Consider the following 17,709-nt stretch of genomic DNA (forward strand, 5'->3'; position numbering starts at 1 on the left):
CGCCGCCTCGGACCCGGCGGGCGCGCTGGCGACGGCGCGCCGCGCGGAGCAGCTGGTCCTCTCGGCGCAGCAGCTCGCGGAGGCGGACGTCGCACGCTGGCAGTCGCCGCAGGGTCCGTACGGCGGCGGCCGGGGTGGCACCGACGTGGGCTCGCTCGTCCTCGGCGGGATCCTGCTCGACCAGGTCCTGGGCGGCGGGAGCCGTCGGGGCGGGGGCTACGGCGGGGGCGGCTTCGGAGGGGGTGGCTTCGGCGGCGGGTTCGGTGGCGGCGGATTCGGTGGCGGCGGACGATCGGGCGGCGGCCGGCGCTCGGGCGGCGGGTTCGGCGGCAGCTTCGGCGGGGGCGGCCGCGGACGCCGCGGAGGAGGTGGCCGCTTCTGACCGACGGCGAGCCCGCGCACCGCACCCACGCACACCCCACCCACGCACGCACACCCCACGGGAAGGCAGTCACTCATGGCTGAGAAGCAGACCGTCCTGGGCCGCATCGCCCAGCTCGCGAAGGCCAACATCAACTCGCTCATCGACCGGGCGGAGGACCCGGAGAAGATGCTCGACCAGCTGGTCCGCGACTACACCAACGCCATCGCGGAGGCGGAGGACGCCGTCGCCCTGACCATCGGCAACGTGCGGCTCGCGGAGGCCGACCACGCGGAGGACGTCGCGGCCGCACAGGACTGGGGCCGCAAGGCCGTGGCGGCGTCGGCGAAGGCCGACCAGCTCCGCGCTGCGGGGAACGGCACCGAGGCGGACCGCTTCGACAACCTCGCGAAGGTCGCGATCTCCAAGCAGATCGCCTTCGAGGGCGAGGCGCGGTCGGCGGAGCCGATGATCGCGTCGCAGAACGAGGTCGTGGCGAAGCTGAAGTCGGGACTCGTCGAGATGCGGAACCGCCTCGAGCAGCTCCGCTCGAAGCGCGACCAGCTCATCGCGCGCCAGAAGACGGCCCAGGCGCAGGCCACCGTGCACGAGGCGCTCTCGTCGATCAACGTGCTGGACCCGACGAGCGAGGTGGCGCGGTTCGAGGAGAAGGTGCGCCGGGAAGAGGCGCGCGTCGCGGGTCACCAGGAGCTGGCCGCCTCCTCGCTCGACGCCCAGTTCGAGGAGCTCGAGGTCGACGCCGGCATGCTCGAGGTGGAGGCGCGGCTCGCCCAGCTCAAGCAGGGCGCCGCACCGGCGCAGATCCAGGACAGCTGACGGTCCGTCCCGCGGGTGCGGCCGGTCCGGTGACCGGTCGGCCGCACCCTCGGGCCGGGTCAGCGATGTCCCAGGGACCTCTCAGGTGGTTCCCAGGGACGAGCGGGAGACTGGAGCCATGCCCACCGAGCGTGCACCCGAGGCGCGGCTCGTCGTCGTCGACGACGAGCCGACCATCCGCGAGCTCCTGACGACGTCGCTGCGCTTCGCCGGCTTCGAGGTGCACGCGGCGGCCGACGGCGCCTCCGCGCTGGCCCTGGTGCGGGACCTGCGGCCCGACCTCGTCGTGCTCGACGTGATGCTCCCCGACATGGACGGGTTCACGGTGACCCGCCGGATGCGCGAGCGCGGCCAGCAGGTGCCCGTGCTCTTCCTCACGGCGCGCGACGACACCACGGACAAGGTCGCGGGACTGACGGTGGGTGGCGACGACTACGTGACCAAGCCGTTCAGCCTGGAGGAGGTCGTGGCGCGGATCCGCGCGGTGCTGCGCCGCACCGCGCCCGCCCCGCCCGACGACTCGGCGGTCCTGCGCTACGCCGACCTCGAGCTCGACGAGGACGCCCGCGAGGTCCGGCGCGCGGGCCGCTCGGTGGATCTGTCCCCCACCGAGTTCGCCCTGCTGCGCTACCTCATGCTCAACGCCGGTCGCGTGCTGTCCAAGGCGCAGATCCTCGACCACGTCTGGCAGTACGACTGGGGTGGCGACGGCAGCATCGTCGAGTCCTACATCTCCTACCTGCGCCGCAAGATCGACCGCCTCCCCGAGGGCGTCGAGGGCGAGCAGCCGGTCCCGCTGATCCACACCAAGCGGGGCGTCGGCTACGTGCTGCGCCTGCCCCCCGGGTCGGCGTGAGCCACCCGGGCATGAGCCGCGCGGGCCGCGCGTGGTCGCGCCTGCCGCTGCGCACGCAGCTGTCCGTGATGTTCGCCGTCGTCCTCGCGCTCGGCCTGGTGCTCACGGGCGCGACGGCGCTCACGTTCCTGCGGCAGTCGCTGCTCGGGCAGGTGGACGACCAGCTCTCCGCCGCGTCGCAGGGCCTCGTCGACCGGGTCACCAACCAGCTGCCCCGGGGCCCGGGGGCGACGGACCTGCCGAGCGACTACCAGGTCGTCCTCTCGACGCCGGACGGCCAGGTCGTCCAGCACTGGGTGGCGGACCCGTCCACGACCGACCTCGCCGACGTGCCCCCGATGAGCGTCCAGGAGGTCGCGGAGCGAGGCGGTGAGCCCTTCACCGTCGGGTCGGTGGACGGCGGGACCTCGTGGCGCGTCCTCGCGCAACGGCTCGTGGGCGCCGGGTCCGACGACGTCGTCGGTACCGTCGCCGTGGCGCTGCCCCTGACGTCGGCAGAGAACACGCTGGACCAGATGCGCCTGGCGCTGGCGGCCATCGGCGTCGGCGTCGTCGCGCTCGGGGCGCTGGCGGGATTCTGGGGGGTGCGGCGCTCGCTGCGACCGCTGCGCGAGATCGAGGACACCGCCGCGGCCATCGCGGCCGGGGACCTCTCGCGCCGCGTCCCGGACCGGCCCGCCTCGACGGAGGTCGGTCGCCTCGGGCGCGCGCTCAACGGCATGCTCGCCCAGATCGAGACGGCCTTCGCCGCCCGCACCGCGTCCGAGCGGCGCATGCGGCGCTTCGTCAGCGACGCGAGCCACGAGCTGCGGACGCCGCTCGCGACCATCCGGGGTTACGGGGAGCTGTACCGGATGGGCGCGGTGCCGCCCGAGGAGGTCCCCGCCACCGTCCAGCGGATGGAGGACGCCGCCACGCGCATGGGTCGGATGGTGCAGGACCTGCTCGACCTCGCGCGGCTCGACGAGCGGCGGGCGGTCCGGCACGAGCCCGTCGACCTGGCGGGGGTGGCCGCCGACGCCGCGGCCGACCTGCGCGCGCTGGACCCCGGGCGTCCCGTGCGGCTCGAGCCGCTGGTCCCCGGCGGCTCGATGGGCGACCTCGTGGTCCTCGGGGACGAGGACCGCCTGCGACAGGTCCTGGCGAACCTCGTCGGGAACACGGTCGAGCACACGCCGCCGGGCACCCCGGTCGAGATCGCGCTCGGCACACCGGCGCCCGGCCGCGCCGTCGTGGAGGTCAGGGACCACGGCCCGGGCATCGCGCCCGAGCACGCCGCGCGCGTCTTCGAGCGCTTCTACCGGGTGGACCCGGCCCGGGGGCGCGACGCCGGCGGCGCCGGCCTCGGCATGGCGATCGTCGCGGCGATCGTCGAGGCGCACGACGGCTCGGTGACGCTCGTGCCGACCCCGGGAGGCGGCGCCACCGTGCGCGTCGACCTCCCCCTCGCCGCGCCGGGTGCACCCGCGCGGGATGAGTGAGCCGGTTCGTCCGGTCAGGCATACGATGGGCGGCCGGTCTTGTCCCCGAGCGCGAAGGCACGGCGATGGGCGTCCACGACGCACCCCAGTGGTTGATCCCCGCGTGGACCAGGGCCTGCATCGGCGCCGGCGCCACGGCCGCCCGTGACGAGGTCGAGAAGGTCGGCGAGGCCCTGCTGGACCGGTGGTCGGAGCCCGACCGCCACTTCCACAACGTGCGCCACCTGACCGACGTGCTCGCGCGCGTCGACGAGCTCGCGGAGGAGACGCACGAGCCCGACCTCGTGCGTCTCGCGGCCTGGTACCACGGCGCCGTCTTCGACTCCGCGGAGCGCGCGTCGTACGCCCGGCGCGGGGGCGAGGACGAGACGGCGAGCGCGGTGCTCGCGCGCAGCGAGCTGACCGACCTCGGCCTGCCGGAGGTGTCGGTCGCGCGCGTCGTCCAGCTCGTCACGGCGCTGCGCCGCCACACCGTCGACCCCGACGACTTCGACTGCGCCGTGCTCTGCGACGCGGACCTCGCGATGCTCGCGGCGGAGCCCCAGCGGTACAAGGCGTACCTCGCCGACATCCGCGCGGAGTACGCGCACCTCCCGCTCGAGGAGTTCGTCCGCGCGCGGATCGCGATCCTGCGCAAGCTCGAGCTCCGCCGCACCCTGTTCGTCTCGCCGCTCGGCGCCGCGTGGGAGGAGGCCGCCCGGCAGAACGTGGCGGCCGAGCTGCACCGCCTGACCAAGGAGCTCGCGAGGCTCGAGGCCGAGCACGCGGCGGGCTCCGCGGCCGGTCCGGACGCCGCCACCGGCCCCGCCTCCGCCACCGGTGCGGACGCCGCCGCCGGCTCCGCACCCGTCCGGACCCCGTAGCGCTCACCGCACGAAGAGCCGCGCCGCCTGCTGCTCGGCGTCGGCGTACGTCTGGGACGCGGCGCCCAGGGCCGTCGTGATGCCGTCGAGGCTCGCCTCGACGGCACGCTGCGTCACCGACCAGTCCGCCACGACTCCCGCGAACGCCGTCGCCGCCGTGCCCTGCCACCCGGCCTGCAGCTCGGTGAGGTGCCGCAGCAGCGCCGCCACCTCCGCCCGGATCGTCGCCACCGACGCCGCCGCCGCCGTGCCGGCCTGCGCCACCTGCGCGCTGTCGACCTCGTACCTGCTCATCAGGTCCTCCCCTCTCCGTGGGAGGCCGACGCTAGGCAGCGCGGTCCGGCGTCGGGGGCAGGGACCGCCGGGCCTGTGGAGGGACAGGCGTGCGGAGAGGGCTGTGGAGGAACGGGACGTGCAGGGACACGGCGGCGTGGGGACAGGGCGGTGGCCGGACAGGGCGGTGGCCGCGGTGTTGGATCGGGGCATGGCCGTGCTCCTGGACCCGCCGCTGTGGCCGCGGCACGGCACCGTGTGGGGCCACCTCGTGAGCGACGCGTCCCTCGCCGAGCTCCACGCCTTCGCCGACCGTGCGGGCATCCCGCGGCGCGCCTTCGACCTCGACCACTACGACGTGCCCGCCGAGCGCTACGCCGACCTCGTCGGCCACGGCGCGCGGCTCGTCGACAGCCGGGAGCTCGTGCGGCGCCTGCGCGCCTCGGGCCTGCGGGTCCGCGCGCGCGACCGTGCCCGTGAGCGCCCCGTGAGCGCCCCGCGACCTTCGCCCCGCGAGCGCACCGCGTGACGGTGCCGCAGGCACCCCCCGGGAACGCGAACGGCGGGTGCCCCCGAAGGGACACCCGCCGTCGTCAGTGCGAGCGCGCGGCTCGGACCCCGACCGGGAAGGTCAGAAGTCCATGCCGCCCATGCCGCCACCGTCGCCACCGGAAGGAGCGGAGTGCTTCTCCGGCTTGTCGGCCACGACGGCCTCGGTGGTGAGGAACAGGGCGGCGATCGACGCGGCGTTCTGCAGCGCCGAGCGCGTGACCTTGACCGGGTCGTTGACGCCCGCGGCCAGCAGGTCCTCGTACACGCCGGTCGCGGCGTTGAGGCCCTGACCCGCCGGGAGGTTGCGGACCTTCTCCGCCACGACGCCGCCCTCGAGGCCGGCGTTGATGGCGATCTGCTTCAGCGGGGCGTCGATCGCGAGCTGCACGATCCGCGCACCGGTCGCCTCGTCACCCACGAGCGCGAGGATGTCGGCCTGCTCGAAGGCAGCCTTGCCGGCCTGGATGAGGGCGACGCCACCACCGGCGACGATGCCCTCCTCGACGGCAGCCTTCGCGTTGCGGACGGCGTCCTCGATGCGGTGCTTGCGCTCCTTGAGCTCGACCTCGGTGGCCGCGCCCGCCTTGATGACGGCGACGCCGCCGGCGAGCTTCGCGAGGCGCTCCTGGAGCTTCTCGCGGTCGTAGTCCGAGTCCGAGTTCTCGATCTCGGCGCGGATCTGCGCGACGCGACCGGCGATCTGGTCGGCGTCGCCGAGGCCCTCGACGATCGTGGTCTCGTCCTTGGTGACGACGACCTTGCGCGCCTGGCCGAGCAGCTCCAGGCCCGCGTTCTCGAGCTTGAGGCCCACGGTCTCGGAGATGACCTGGCCACCCGTGAGGGTCGCCATGTCCTGCAGCATCGCCTTGCGACGGTCCCCGAAGCCCGGCGCCTTGACGGCGACGGAGCGGAACGTGCCGCGGATCTTGTTCACGACGAGCGTGGCCAGGGCCTCGCCCTCGATGTCCTCGGCGACGATGAAGAGCGGCTTGCCGGACTGGATGACCTTCTCCAGCAGCGGCAGCAGGTCCTTGACGTTCGAGATCTTGGACTCGACGAGCAGCACGTAGGCGTCCTCGAGGACGGCCTCCTGGCGCTCCGCGTCGGTCACGAAGTACGCCGACAGGAAGCCCTTGTCGAAGCGCATGCCCTCCGTGAGCTCGAGCTCCAGGCCGAGGGCGCTGGACTCCTCGACCGTGATCACGCCCTCCTTGCCGACCTTGTCCATCGCCTCGGCGATGAGCTCGCCGATGGCCGGGTCGCCGGCGGAGATGCCCGCGGTCGCGGCGATCTCCTCCTTGGTCTCGACCTCCTTGGCGGCCGAGAGCAGCTGCGCCGTGACGGCGTCGACGGCCTTCTCGATGCCGCGCTTGAGCGCGATCGGGTTGGCGCCGGCGGCGACGTTCCGCAGACCCTCCTTGACGAGGGCCTGGGCGAGCACGGTGGCGGTGGTGGTGCCGTCGCCCGCGACGTCGTCCGTCTTCTTGGCGACCTCCTTGACGAGCTCGGCGCCGATCTTCTCGAGGGGCTCCTCGAGCTCGATCTCCTTGGCGATCGAGACACCGTCGTTGGTGATCGTGGGGGCGCCCCACTTCTTCTCGAGCACGACGTTGCGGCCCTTCGGGCCGAGCGTGACCTTGACGGCGTCGGCGAGGGCGTTCATGCCCCGCTCCATGCCGCGGCGGGCCTCCTCGTCGAAGGCAATGATCTTGGCCATACGGATGGTCCTCCGGTGTTGGCGGTGTCCTGGGCGCCGGCGCCCGCGACGGACGGCTCGGGCCGCCCGCGGTCACATCCCGTCGGGGGCCCGGACCTCACCTCGGCCCAGGGTCTTCTGTCACTCTCGGGTCGAGAGTGCTAACTCATTATTGGCACTCTCACCCGGCGAGTGCAAGCGCCGTGGCGCCGCCGCCGCCGCGCCTCAGGGCGCGAGGCCGGGCGGGCGCTCGATGCCGAAGCTGCGCGCGAGGACGCGCCGCGCGGCGTGCCAGCCGCCCATGCCGTGGACCCCGGGCCCCGGCGGCACGGCAGCGGAGCACAGGTAGACGCCGTCGGCCGCGACGAAGGGGTCCGGGCTCAGGACGGGCCCGACGAGCATCCGCGGCAGGGTGATCGCACCACCCGCGATGTCGCCGCCGACGTAGTTCGCGTTGCCCAGCTCGATCCGCGCCGCGGGGGTGCACCGCGAGGCGACGACGACGTCGCGGAAGCCGGGCGCGTACTGCTCGATGCGCGCGGTGACGGCCTCGGTCACGTCCGCGCGCGACCCGGCCGGGACGTGCGCGTACGTCCACAGCGGGCGGTGCCCGTCGGCGGTCGCGCGGCCCGGGTCGCCCACCGACGGGTCGCTCGCGAGCACCATGGGCGGCTCGGCGTGCCGGCCCTGCGTCAGGGCGTGCTCCGCGGCGGCCATCTCGGCGCGCGTGCCGCCGACGTGCACCGTCCCGGCCCGGCCCACGCGGGGGTCGGCCCACGGCACCGGACCCGAGAGGACGAAGTCGACCTTGGCCGCGGCGTTCCCGTGCCGGTACGCCTGGTAGCCGCGCGCGGTCCCACGGCTCAGGCGGGCGCCCATGACCGCGGCGACCGCCGAGGGCGAGGTGTCGAAGACGACAGCGCGCGCGGGTGGCAGGTCGCGCTGCGTGCGCACGAGGTGACCCGTGCGGATCTCGCCCCCGTGCGCGCGCAGGTCCGCCACGAGCGCGTCGGTGATGGCCTGCGTGCCCCCGAGCGGCACGGTCCAGCCGACGGCGTGCGCGAGCGTGCCCAGCAGCAGGGCCGTGCCGGCCCCCGCGATCGAGGGCAGGGGCGTGATCGCGTGCGACGCGATGCCGGTGAGCAGCGCGGGCGCCGTCTCCTCACGGAACCGGCGGTCCCAGAGCGGGGCCACGCCCTGCTCGAACGCCCGCAGACCGAAGCGCACCGCGGTCACCAGGTCGCGCGGGAGGTGGCGGCGGTCGCCCATGAGGAAACCGACGAGGGCCTCGGCGTGCGCGACGAGCGGCCCGAAGGTCTCGAGCCACGCGCCGCCGTCGACGCCGAGCTCCCGCGCGGTGCGGTCGAGGTCGCGGTAGGCGATCCCGGCCCCCTGGGCCAGCGGCTGGGCGTACGACACCTCGGGCGCCACCAGCTCGACGCCGCGGGCCGCCAGGTCGAACCGCCGGAAGAACGGCGAGGCGACGGCCATGGGGTGGACGGCGCTGCACGTGTCGTGGACGACGCCCGGCCACAGGCCGAGGTCCGCCGTGCGGGCGCCCCCGCCCGGGTGCGGCTGGGCCTCGAGCACGACGACCTCGAGCCCCGCCCGCGCGAGCGTCACCGCGGCGGCGAGGCCGTTGGGTCCGGAGCCCACGACGACGACGTCCAGCGCCCGCGTCATGCACGCTCCCGTCGTCCGTCCGTCCCGTCCCCCGCATCCTCACCGCTCGGGGCGGTCGCGGCGACCGCAGGCGGCGGCCCGGGCGGCCGCCTGCGTCGCACGACGCGGTCGGCTCAGTCCTCGTAGTCGGCGGCGAGCACGACGACGACGCCTTCGGGCGCCTGCTCCGCGGACTCCTGCACGGCGGTGATGCCGAGGGTCTGCGCGACGAGCTCCGCCGTCGTGACCTGGTCGGGCGTCGCGTAGTACACGGTCGACGCCTCGAGGTCGTCGCCCTGCCAGTTGCCGGCACTCACGGCCGTGAAGCCGGCCTCCTCCACACGCTCGGCCGCACCGCCCGCGAGGCCGGAGCGGGACGTGGCGTTGAACACCTCGACGGGTGTGGCGAGGTCGACCGGGGGCGGGGGCGGGGTCGTCTCGACCGGCTCCTCCGTCTCCGGCTCGACGGGCACCTCGGCCTCGCCGGCGTCCTCCTCGACCGGCTCCTCCTCGGTGGTCCCCTCGTCGGCCTCGGTGGACGTCCCCTCCGCGGGCGTCCCCCCGGAGCCCAGCCCCTGCCAGTCGGAGAGCCACGTGACCGCGCCGTAGGCGAGGAGGGGGAAGACGACGAGGACGACCAGGAAGGGCAGCAGACGGCGGCGGCGCGAGCGCGGTGCGCGGTGAACGCCTCGTGGGCCGCCCCGGGCATCCGCGGCGTCGAACTCGTCCGCGGGGTAGGGGTAGTCGCCGGCCTTCACGGCGGACAGGCTAGCGGGCGCCCCGCCTCTCAGGCGTCGACACCCAGACGACGCGCGGTGCGGGCCCGCTGGCGGGACGCGCGCATCCGGCGCAGGCGCTTGATCAGCATGGGGTCCTGGGCCAGCGCCGCGGGCGAGTCGATGAGCGCATTGAGCACCTGGTAGTACCGCGTCGCGGACATGTCGAAGAGCTCCTTGACCGCCTGCTCCTTGGCCCCGGCGTACTTCCACCACTGGCGCTCGAAGGCGAGGATCTGCTGGTCGCGCTCGGAGAGCTCGGCGGCGTGGACCCGGGCGTCCGTGCGGTCCGCGTCGCGCGCGGTGGCCATCGCGTCCATGGGTCCTCCAGGGTGAAGCGGCGTCGTCGCCCGTCCCCGGGCGTCGGCTCATCGTAGACGCGGAATGACACGCGTGTCATTCGTCCCGGCGCGTCGGGATGACCCCCGCGCGGTGATCGAGTAAGGGAGCGCGGCGGCGGCTAGGGTCGCCGCGTGATCCGTCAGCCCCTCGACGCGCTCATGGCCCCGGACTGGGCCGCGGCCCTCGCACCGGTCGAGCTGCGGCTGCGCGAGATCGGCGACGCGCTGCGCGCGGAGTCCGCGGCCGGCCGGGCCTGGCTCCCGGCCCCCGACGCCGTCCTGCGCGCGTTCGCGCGGCCCATGGCGGACGTCCGCGTGCTCGTCATCGGCCAGGACCCGTACCCGACGCCCGGGCACGCCGTCGGCCTGTCCTTCTCGGTGGCGCCCGGGGTGCGCCCGCTGCCCCGCTCGCTGCAGAACATCCACCGCGAGCTCGCGGACGACGTCGGCGTCGTGCGCGGGCCCGACGGCGACCTCAGCGACTGGGAGCAGGAGGGCGTCCTGCTCCTCAACCGGGTCCTCACCGTGGGCACCGGCGCACCGGGCTCGCACCGGCACCTCGGGTGGCAGGACGTCACCGACCGCGCCGTCACGGCGCTCGTGGAACGGGGCGGGCCGCTCGTCGCCCTCCTGTGGGGCCGCGACGCGCAGCAGGTCCGCCCGCTGCTCGGGGGCGTCCCCGTGGTCGAGAGCGCGCACCCCAGCCCGCTCTCGGCGTCCCGGGGCTTCTTCGGCTCCCGGCCGTTCTCCCGCGTCGACGCGCTGCTCGCCGAGCAGGGCGCGCCTCCCGTGCGCTGGTCCCCCGACCAGCAGACCCGACCGACCGGCGCCGCCCCCTCCCCAGGGGACGGCGCCACGTCGGGCGCCGCGGTCCTGCGACCGCGAACTAGCTGAGGACGACGCTCACCCCCGTGAGCTCCTCAGCCGGCACCGGCACGTTCGCCGGCACCGGGACCGTCGTCTCCGACGCACCGATCACTGCGGACAGCTCGGCCAGCGCGACCCCCCCGGGCCCGCTGAGGGTCACGACCACGTCGTGTCCCTCGCAAGCGGTGTCCAGCCCCGACAGCCGGGCCCCGCTCACGCCGTATCCCTGCAGTGCGGCGTCGTAGGCGACGTCGTACCGGACCTCGATCTGCGACGAGCTGCACCCCTGCACCCCGTCCTCCCCCACCAGGACCTGCTGACCCCCCAGGTCGACCCCGGCCGCGGACGCCGTCCGCACGCCCACCAGGGCGAGCGCCACGAGTGCGACCGATGCCGCCTTCCTCGTCCGTCGATCCATCTCCACCCTCCTGGTGGTCCACGTCACCGGATCCGTCCGGTGATCCCCTGCGCCGACGTCCTGCCGGCGGTCGCACGCCCGGGGGCGTGCGGGAAGCGTCCTGAGAACGTGCTCAGGAGGCGGGTAGGCCGAGGCCGAGGGGGACGCGCGCGGCGTCGTGGCACAGAGGAGTGGAGCCGGATCGCACGGGAAGCGTGCTGCTCATGGTGGACCTCACGTTCGGTGGCCCGGCTGACCCGAGGGGTCCCGTGGCTTTGCGTCCCCACCTCGCGGTGGGTTTGCCCTTGTCGCTGACGAGCCAAGAGTGACCCATCACACGCCGGCGGTCCAGCCCCCCTTCCGGCTCCGCGCCCGGATTGGGCGTCTGTGTCGCATCGGCGCACACTGGGAGGCGTGGAATTCACCCGGACGCCGCACGGCGACGACGAGCAGCCGACCGCACCGCCGGGCCGCACCGCGCCGTGGCGCCGCTACGTGGCGCTGGGCGACTCGTTCACCGAGGGCCTGTGGGACGTCCCCGGGGGTGCCCCGCCGACCACCACCACCGCCGTCGACCCCACGCTCGTGTGCCGGGGCTGGGCGGACCTGCTGGCCGCGCACCTGGCCGAGCGCGCCGGCATCGGGCAGGGCGACGCCCCGGTGCAGTACGCCAACCTCGCCGTGCGGGGTCGCCTCCTGGAGCCGATCCTGCGCGAGCAGGTGCCGGCCGCCCTCGAGCTGCGTCCGGACCTCGTGAGCGTCGTCGGCGGGGGCAACGACATGCTCCGGCCGGCGGCGGACCCCGACGTGCTCGCGGAACGCCTCGAGGCGGCCGTCGCGCGGCTGCGGGCGGCCGGCGTCGACGTGCTGCTCGCGACCGGCATGGACGCCAAGGACAGCCCGGTCGTCCGGCGCACGCGGTGGCGTGCGGGCGTCTACAACGCGCACATCTGGTCGATCGCACGCAAGCACGGCGCCTACGTGGCGGACGTGTGGGGGATGCGCTCGCTTCGCGACTGGCGCATGTGGGCGCCGGACCGGATCCACCTCACGACCGAGGGGCACCGGCGCGTCGCGCAGGCGGCCCTGGTCGGCCTGGGGCTCGAGCCCGACGACGCCGCCTGGGACGACCCGCTCACGCCGCTGCCGCCCGTGCCGCTCGCGGCGCGCGTCCAGCAGGACGCGGAGTGGTTCCGCGAGCACGCCTACCCGTGGGCGACGCGACGCCTGCGGCGCCGGTCCAGCGGTGACGCACGGCGGCCCAAGCGGCCCGAGCTCACGCCGGTGGAGCGCTGAGCCCCGCAGCAGGGTCCCGGCTGGATCACGAGCACCGCAGGATGTTCCTGCTCCCGAAGATGTCCGTCCAGCTGTCTGCCATCAGGACGACGGAGCGCTGCTGACCCGCCGACACCGTGCGGATGTTCCCCGTGCCGCGCAGCACGAAGGTCGGGCGCTGCGCGCAGCCGGTCTGCGCCGCGACGTTGGACGGCCCCCAGAGGACCTCCGGCGTGCCCCCGAAGACGGGGTGCGCCAGGTCGTAGACCAGCTCCCACGCCCCGCCGGGCGTCGAGGGCGAGGTCACGACGACCGTGAAGCTGCGACGCTTCGGGTCGGCGAACCACGAGCGGTCCGCCACCTCGGTGACGACGGCCGTGCAGGTGGCCGCGGGGTTGTCGACGATCCGGCACGTGACCGGCGGCGCGTACGTCCACGTCGTGGCCAGGTTCCAACCGTCGACCGTCGCGTGCACCCGGACACCCGCGGACGGCTGGTACGCGGGGACGACGACGTCCTGCACCTGCGCGGCCAGGACGACGCTCGCTGCGTGCTTCGCGGCGCCGGAGGCGTCGACCAGGGTCAGCTGGAGCCGTCGGCCGACGCAGTCGGCGGGCACCGTGAGGCGCACCCGCGTCTGCGTCGTCGCGGCCGGGTCGCTCACCGTGGCGCCCGCGCCGTCGCCGCACGGGCGCGAGGCCGTGAAGGCGTCGATGACCCCGCCCCTGACGGTGAGCGAGGAGGCGCTCCCGAGCGTCGCGCTGCCGAGCACAGCCACCAGGAGGACGACGACGACCGCGAAGCGCTTCCTCACGTCGTCCCCTCCCTTCTCGACCATGCTGTTGACCTGCTCCGTGCCCTCTAGCGCGGCGCCCCGACCGGAACCTGCTCGGGCTGGACCGGCGCCGCGTCCGCGGCGTCGCCTGCACCACCGTCGGGAGGGTCGTCCTTCGAGGGCCACAGCAGGGACGCGCCGGCGATCACCAGCACGGAGACCCAGGTCAGCGGGCTGAGGAAGATCGACGCGATCCCGCCGACATGGGGCAGGTGGAGCACCGCCGTGCCCAGCACCTCCTCGCCCGCAGGCTCGAAGGGGTCGACCCAGTCGTTGTTGTCACCCTGGAGCTCCCAGCCCGCGGCGTCCCCGCCGATGACCCGGTGGATGATGCGCGAACCGCCGAAGCCGTCCGGCCGGTAGACCATGACGTCACCCACCTCGACCGGGCCGCAGCGCGAGACCACGAGGTCACCGGTCTGGTAGGTGGGCAGCATCGAGTCGCCCGAGACGATCGTCAGCGTGGTGCAGCCCCCGAGCGAGGACGGCCACAGCAGCCACGCGAGCGTGACGCCGACGAGCGCGAGCACCACGTCGCCGGCGCGGCGCAGCAGCCGGCGCGGGGTTCCCGCGCCGGCCGCGTGCGCACCCGGCCTGCCCGACACGACGTGCGGGTCAGCTCAGCGACTCAGTGGGTCACTTGGTGATGACGACGGCGACGGACTTGATCTCCGCGGCCGGGATGACCGGGCTGATCGCCGTGGAGGTCCACGTCTGCCCGATCTTCGTCGCCGTGAACTCGACGGTCGTCTTGTCGGCCACGACCGAGACCCGCATGTCGCCGTCCGCACACGCGGCGTCGATGCCGGAGATCGTCAGGGTGTCGGCCTTGTACGCGTTCGTCGGCGCGGCGGCGTAGCTCGACGTGAACTTCGCCTGGACGCCGTCGGCGTCGCACGACGCGCTCGTGGTCGTACCGGCCTGGATCGTGCCGCCGCTGACGTTGAGCGTCGACGCGGACGCGAGAGAGAGGCCCGCGACGCCGACGACGGCGAGGGCGATGGCGGCGGACTTACGGCGTGCAGAAGCCATGGGGGTGTGTCCTTCGAGTCGGGCGGCGGCAGCACGTGGGGGCGCGCTGCTCGCAGTGGGGGGACGACCGGTGGGTGGCCGGTCACCAGGCACATCGGACGGTGGGTGCCGTCACTTGAACCCGGCGCTGAGAGTCTCCCGAGCCCGGCCGGCCCCGACGCTGCGACCTGCACCTCGACAGCCGATCTGTGAGGCACCTCACAGGACACGGGGGACCGCCCTGGGCAATCCCGACACCCGCGCTCACCCGATCGGAGCACTCTCCGCAAGAGCCGCCACGCCCGTGTCAGGAGTGCGGTTCTCTGCAGTGCGTGACACGAGAGCCTGGGACGGGGGCAAGCGACCGTTGAGGAGACTTCGAGGTTGAACGACTGCCAGCCTGTTGGCTCGGGCTGCAGAGGAGCCGTCGAGACCGGAGATCTAACGCGGGTGCCGAACATGGCGCGAGGGCGTGGGCCAGGCCCCGAGTCAGCGCTGTCCGGCCCTTGCGAACTCCTCGCCCTATCGCGCCAGGGCTTTCCGGGCCCGTTCGGCCCGACCTCGGACGTCGACCTCCTCATCGACCTCAGCGGCGAGACCGTCGGGTCGCTGTGGACGTTGCTCACCCTTCGCGACGCGCTGAAGGTGCCCGGGGAGCGGCTCGACCTGTGGGCGACGACCGCGCTGAAGCCGGACGTTCTCGAAGACATGCTCGCTAGCGCGATCCGCCTTGGGCGTCCGTGACTGACAGAAGGTCCGCTGCTCCTACCATCGCGCCGGCTTCGCCAGCTGGCCTCAAGGCCGCGACCCGCTCGTACCGGTCGATGAACCGCGCCTCAAGGACCGCGCCCATCGGCGGCAACACCACGCGCCACCAACTCACGCCAGAACAGCCGGGACTACGCCCCACTGCGCCGGCCCTCCGCGGTAGCGCAGAGGGTCTCGCCGCTGATCGTGGTACCTCCCGGCCCGGCGTAGAGCTCGATGACCGCACCCGAGGGCGCGCGACCGCTCAGGACGGTGGCGCCACCGATGTCACGCTCGGTCACCTCGTACCCCATGTCGGTCCAGAACTGACCTACCTGGTCGACCCCTGCGCGAACGTCAGGCAGAGCGACGTCCACCACCTTATGGAGGAGGTAGGAAACACCGTCGCTGCCGTCGGCGCGCTGACACGTCAGGGTGCTCTCGAGCTCTGGCACTGGTTCCGCGGTGAGCCCGATGAGCGCCGCGGTCTCGACGACCACCCGGTCCATCTCGACCTGGTTGTCGAACGCGGTTGGCTCTGCCGTCGTCGCAGCGGGAGTTGGGAGTTCGGCTCTCTGCTCAGCGATGACGCTGCCGACAACGACACCACCGACAACAAGCGCTCCGACGGCAGCCGCGACGATCGCTACTCGCGACGGGCGAGACGCCCGCGGGGAGGCGCTGGCTGGCTGGGGGGCATCACCGGGCAGCCTCCCACGGCTTGGGCACCGTCGTGACGGCCTCCGGATGCCCCGCGACGATCGAGGAGATGTTCAGCAGGGACTCGGTGTCCTGGTGGTAGTACTGCGAGTGCCCGTACGCAGGCAGCGTCCCGGCGGGGCAGTACGGGTGGGGGACCCCCGTCGACTTCGATGCGCTGCCCTTGGTCAGGCGGGTGGCGCCTCGGGCCCTCCGTCCAGACTCATGCGACACGCTCCCGAGCCGGAGGCGGGAATCGAACCCGCGACGACTGTTCACAAGACAACCGCGTTACCACTACGCCACTCCGGCGGGACCGCCCTGGGCAATCCCGACACCCGCGCTCACCCGATCGGAGCACCCTCCGCAAGAGCCGCCTGTCGGATTCGAACCGACGACCGTCCGCTTACAAGGCGGGTGCTCTACCACTGAGCTAAGGCGGCGGCGCGGCCGGTGGGCCGGGCGCGCCAAGTCTGCCAGAGCGGCATGCGGGTCCCGCATGCCGCTCCGGCCGGGTCACCCGACGAGCGTCGGCCCGTACTTCGCGACGACCAGCGCCGCGAGCAGCAGCAGCCACACCCACACCACGACGACGTCGACCTCGTGGTCGATGGCCCACCGGGCCTTCGCCTGCAGGCGGCGCGGCAGGAACAGGTTCCCGTCGCGGATGTTCACGTGGGTCAGGGTCGTGAACACCAGGGTGGTGGAGATCGTCACGAGCAGGCACCAGGGGCACAGCGCGCCGATCACGAACATCGACTGCACGAAGAGCCAGTACGCGAAGATCACGCCCAGCGTGTAGACGGTCTGGGCGGCCGCCATGAACCAGCGCGGGAACCGGACGCCCCCGAGCGAGGCCACGGCGATCGTGATGACCACCGGCTCGGCCACGAGCCCGAGGAACGCGTTCGGGAAGCCGAACAGCGACGCCTGCCACGACTGCGCGACGGTGCCGCACGAGAGCACGGCGTTGATGTCGCAGCTGAGGAGCTTGTCCGGGTCCTCGGCGAGCCGCAGCGCGTCGACGGACAGGACGAACGACGCGAGCAGGCTGATGCACGCGGACACGAGCATGGTCGTGAAGATGAACCGGTTGTCGTGGCGCAGCCGGAACAGGCGTGCCACGAGTCCGTCCGTGGCGGGCAGCGGGCGGTCCAGCACCTCGGTGCCGGAGGCCCGGTCGTCAGCCACGTGCCTTCTCGATCACGTCGACGAGGGCCCCGGGGACGCGCCAGTCGACCTGCTGGTCGGCGACGTTCTCACCGTCCACGAGCACCGTGGGCGTGCCGAACTGCGGCGCGAAGTCGCGCGACGCCTGCTCGGTGGCCGCGGCCACCCACGGCGCGAACGAATCCTCGCCCTCCATGTAGCTGCCGTCGGCGATGGTCCGCGTGACGTCCTGCGGCACCCCGGCGGCCTCCGCCAGCTCGGCGATCTGCTCGTCCGAGAGCCCGGACGTGCCCTCGGCGGGCTGGCTCGCGAACAGGGCCTGGTTGAAGCCGAGGAACGCCTCCGGTGCCCGGTCGGCGACGAGGGCGAGCGCCGTCGCGGATCGGGTCGAGAACTGCGAGCCCTGCGAGAAGCGGTCGAGGATGCTCACCGGCCGGTACTCGACGACGACCTCGCCGGCCTCGCGCAGCTCGTCCAGGTCGGCGCCGTTCACCTGCTCGAACTGGCCGCAGATCGGGCACATGAAGTCGGCGTAGACCGTGACGACGACGGCGTCCTCCGGCACGTCGATGTCACGGGCCACGCCGTCCTCGCCGACGCGGATGCCGCCCTCGTCGTTCGCGGCGGCGGGTGCGCTGACCCCGGCCAGGGGCTGCTCGACCTCGGCGAAGTCCTGGTCCTCCTGCGCCATGGACATGATCCACCAGATGAGGCCGCCGACGACCACGAGGCCGACGACGAGCAGGGAGATGACGATGGTGCGCTGGCGCTGCGCCTGGCGCTGCTGCTCCTCGCGCAGGCGCAGGGCCTCGGCGCGCGCCTCGTCACGGCGCGCGGCCTTGGTGGGGCGGGGTGGGGTGGTGCTCGACATGGGTTCCTCCGGCTGGGGGCGCGCGAGGCGCGCGGGGGCTGCGGGCGTACCGAGGGGTGCCGTCGGCGCTCGACGGCCGGCGCGTGGCCGGCCCGGTGGCGCGTCAGGCGGTGGCGAGGACCGGCGGGCCGCGCCGGCG

Annotated in this window: 21 protein-coding genes, 2 tRNA genes, 1 pseudogene and 1 riboswitch; of the genes and pseudogenes, 9 read left to right on the forward strand and 15 right to left on the reverse strand. The window is 73.9% G+C overall.

Annotated elements, in window-relative coordinates:
* From IDM29_RS07490 to IDM29_RS07510, 5 genes and pseudogenes are all read left to right on the forward strand, one after another.
* Nucleotides 1-382, forward strand: a pseudogene (locus tag IDM29_RS07490) (hypothetical protein); the annotation flags it as partial.
* 75 nt (nucleotides 383-457) lie between these two features.
* A complete protein-coding gene (locus IDM29_RS07495) occupies nucleotides 458-1,198 on the forward strand; it encodes a PspA/IM30 family protein (RefSeq protein ID WP_182113078.1) in 741 nt (246 codons plus the stop codon).
* 118 nt (nucleotides 1,199-1,316) lie between these two features.
* Nucleotides 1,317-2,054 carry a response regulator transcription factor gene (locus IDM29_RS07500; protein ID WP_182113077.1) on the forward strand — a complete coding sequence of 246 codons (738 nt, stop codon included), beginning with the start codon at nucleotides 1,317-1,319 and terminating at the stop codon, nucleotides 2,052-2,054.
* An 11-nt stretch (nucleotides 2,055-2,065) separates the two neighbouring features.
* Nucleotides 2,066-3,535: a cell wall metabolism sensor histidine kinase WalK gene (locus IDM29_RS07505; protein WP_182113076.1), complete on the forward strand. Its 1,470-nt coding sequence runs from the start codon at nucleotides 2,066-2,068 to the stop codon at nucleotides 3,533-3,535.
* A gap of 65 nt (nucleotides 3,536-3,600) precedes the next feature.
* Nucleotides 3,601-4,398 (forward strand): hypothetical protein, encoded by a 798-nt coding sequence (locus IDM29_RS07510; protein WP_255491752.1) that lies wholly within the window; start codon nucleotides 3,601-3,603, stop codon nucleotides 4,396-4,398.
* A 3-nt stretch (nucleotides 4,399-4,401) separates the two neighbouring features.
* Here the strand turns inward: IDM29_RS07510 and IDM29_RS07515 are convergent, their stop codons facing one another.
* Complete coding sequence (locus IDM29_RS07515) at nucleotides 4,402-4,692, reverse strand: WXG100 family type VII secretion target (protein WP_182113075.1); 291 nt, start codon at nucleotides 4,690-4,692, stop codon at nucleotides 4,402-4,404.
* A 190-nt stretch (nucleotides 4,693-4,882) separates the two neighbouring features.
* Between IDM29_RS07515 and IDM29_RS07520 the strand changes: the two genes are divergently transcribed.
* Nucleotides 4,883-5,200, forward strand: a complete 318-nt coding sequence (locus IDM29_RS07520) for a DUF4031 domain-containing protein (protein ID WP_182113074.1) — start codon at nucleotides 4,883-4,885, stop codon at nucleotides 5,198-5,200.
* Nucleotides 5,201-5,302: 102 nt separating this feature from the next.
* On the opposite strand, the gene groL is transcribed toward IDM29_RS07520, so the two are convergent.
* The 4 genes from groL to IDM29_RS07540 all read right to left on the reverse strand — a co-directional run bounded on the left by groL (nucleotide 5,303) and on the right by IDM29_RS07540 (nucleotide 9,668).
* Nucleotides 5,303-6,940 carry a chaperonin GroEL gene (gene groL / locus IDM29_RS07525; RefSeq protein ID WP_182113073.1) on the reverse strand — a complete coding sequence of 546 codons (1,638 nt, stop codon included), beginning with the start codon at nucleotides 6,938-6,940 and terminating at the stop codon, nucleotides 5,303-5,305.
* Nucleotides 6,941-7,144: 204 nt separating this feature from the next.
* Nucleotides 7,145-8,602, reverse strand: coding sequence for an NAD(P)/FAD-dependent oxidoreductase (locus IDM29_RS07530; RefSeq protein ID WP_188037368.1), 1,458 nt, complete (start codon nucleotides 8,600-8,602; stop codon nucleotides 7,145-7,147).
* A gap of 113 nt (nucleotides 8,603-8,715) precedes the next feature.
* Nucleotides 8,716-9,339 (reverse strand): LytR C-terminal domain-containing protein, encoded by a 624-nt coding sequence (locus IDM29_RS07535; protein ID WP_182113071.1) that lies wholly within the window; start codon nucleotides 9,337-9,339, stop codon nucleotides 8,716-8,718.
* 29 nt (nucleotides 9,340-9,368) lie between these two features.
* A complete protein-coding gene (locus IDM29_RS07540) occupies nucleotides 9,369-9,668 on the reverse strand; it encodes a DUF3263 domain-containing protein (protein ID WP_182114020.1) in 300 nt (99 codons plus the stop codon).
* 165 nt (nucleotides 9,669-9,833) lie between these two features.
* Here IDM29_RS07540 and IDM29_RS07545 point away from each other — a divergent pair, with 165 nt between their 5' ends.
* Nucleotides 9,834-10,592, forward strand: a complete 759-nt coding sequence (locus IDM29_RS07545; protein WP_182114019.1) for a uracil-DNA glycosylase — start codon at nucleotides 9,834-9,836, stop codon at nucleotides 10,590-10,592.
* Here IDM29_RS07545 and IDM29_RS07550 read toward each other — a convergent pair.
* Complete coding sequence (locus tag IDM29_RS07550; protein WP_182113070.1) at nucleotides 10,585-10,983, reverse strand: hypothetical protein; 399 nt, start codon at nucleotides 10,981-10,983, stop codon at nucleotides 10,585-10,587. The two genes, IDM29_RS07545 and IDM29_RS07550, sit on opposite strands and share 8 nt — an antisense overlap.
* Before the next feature lie 218 nt (nucleotides 10,984-11,201).
* Nucleotides 11,202-11,276, reverse strand: a riboswitch (cyclic di-GMP riboswitch).
* A 100-nt stretch (nucleotides 11,277-11,376) separates the two neighbouring features.
* Here IDM29_RS07550 and IDM29_RS07555 point away from each other — a divergent pair.
* Nucleotides 11,377-12,258, forward strand: a complete 882-nt coding sequence (locus tag IDM29_RS07555; RefSeq protein WP_182113069.1) for an SGNH/GDSL hydrolase family protein — start codon at nucleotides 11,377-11,379, stop codon at nucleotides 12,256-12,258.
* Between the two features lie 25 nt (nucleotides 12,259-12,283).
* Here the strand turns inward: IDM29_RS07555 and IDM29_RS07560 are convergent, their stop codons facing one another.
* The 3 genes from IDM29_RS07560 to IDM29_RS07570 are packed head-to-tail and all read right to left on the reverse strand — an operon-like array spanning nucleotide 12,284 to nucleotide 14,104.
* Nucleotides 12,284-13,075, reverse strand: coding sequence for a hypothetical protein (locus IDM29_RS07560; RefSeq protein WP_182113068.1), 792 nt, complete (start codon nucleotides 13,073-13,075; stop codon nucleotides 12,284-12,286).
* Between the two features lie 23 nt (nucleotides 13,076-13,098).
* Entirely contained in the window at nucleotides 13,099-13,677 is a 579-nt protein-coding gene (locus IDM29_RS07565; RefSeq protein ID WP_182113067.1) for a S26 family signal peptidase, read from the reverse strand.
* A 31-nt stretch (nucleotides 13,678-13,708) separates the two neighbouring features.
* Entirely contained in the window at nucleotides 13,709-14,104 is a 396-nt protein-coding gene (locus IDM29_RS07570; protein WP_182113066.1) for a hypothetical protein, read from the reverse strand.
* 429 nt (nucleotides 14,105-14,533) lie between these two features.
* On the opposite strand from IDM29_RS07570, the gene IDM29_RS07575 reads away from it, so the two are divergent.
* The gene (locus IDM29_RS07575) at nucleotides 14,534-14,827 is read left to right on the forward strand and encodes a hypothetical protein (protein WP_182113065.1); all 294 of its coding nucleotides are present in this window, start codon (nucleotides 14,534-14,536) and stop codon (nucleotides 14,825-14,827) included.
* A gap of 155 nt (nucleotides 14,828-14,982) precedes the next feature.
* Here IDM29_RS07575 and IDM29_RS07580 read toward each other — a convergent pair whose 3' ends face one another.
* From IDM29_RS07580 to IDM29_RS07605, 6 genes are all read right to left on the reverse strand, one after another.
* The gene (locus IDM29_RS07580; RefSeq protein ID WP_188037369.1) at nucleotides 14,983-15,339 is read right to left on the reverse strand and encodes a hypothetical protein; all 357 of its coding nucleotides are present in this window, start codon (nucleotides 15,337-15,339) and stop codon (nucleotides 14,983-14,985) included.
* 190 nt (nucleotides 15,340-15,529) lie between these two features.
* Nucleotides 15,530-15,763, reverse strand: a complete 234-nt coding sequence (locus tag IDM29_RS07585; protein WP_182113063.1) for a hypothetical protein — start codon at nucleotides 15,761-15,763, stop codon at nucleotides 15,530-15,532.
* A 7-nt stretch (nucleotides 15,764-15,770) separates the two neighbouring features.
* Nucleotides 15,771-15,841 (reverse strand) — tRNA-Thr (locus tag IDM29_RS07590).
* A gap of 59 nt (nucleotides 15,842-15,900) precedes the next feature.
* Nucleotides 15,901-15,972, reverse strand: a tRNA-Thr gene (locus IDM29_RS07595).
* Nucleotides 15,973-16,045: 73 nt separating this feature from the next.
* Entirely contained in the window at nucleotides 16,046-16,720 is a 675-nt protein-coding gene (locus IDM29_RS07600; protein WP_255491751.1) for a vitamin K epoxide reductase family protein, read from the reverse strand.
* Nucleotides 16,713-17,570: a thioredoxin domain-containing protein gene (locus IDM29_RS07605; protein ID WP_182113062.1), complete on the reverse strand. Its 858-nt coding sequence runs from the start codon at nucleotides 17,568-17,570 to the stop codon at nucleotides 16,713-16,715. Before IDM29_RS07605 ends, IDM29_RS07600 begins: the two co-directional genes overlap by 8 nt.
* Nucleotides 17,571-17,709 lie beyond the last annotated feature (139 nt).

Origin of the sequence: Actinotalea sp. JY-7885 (genome assembly GCF_014525465.1) — a bacterium.
Classification (GTDB): domain Bacteria; phylum Actinomycetota; class Actinomycetes; order Actinomycetales; family Cellulomonadaceae; genus Actinotalea.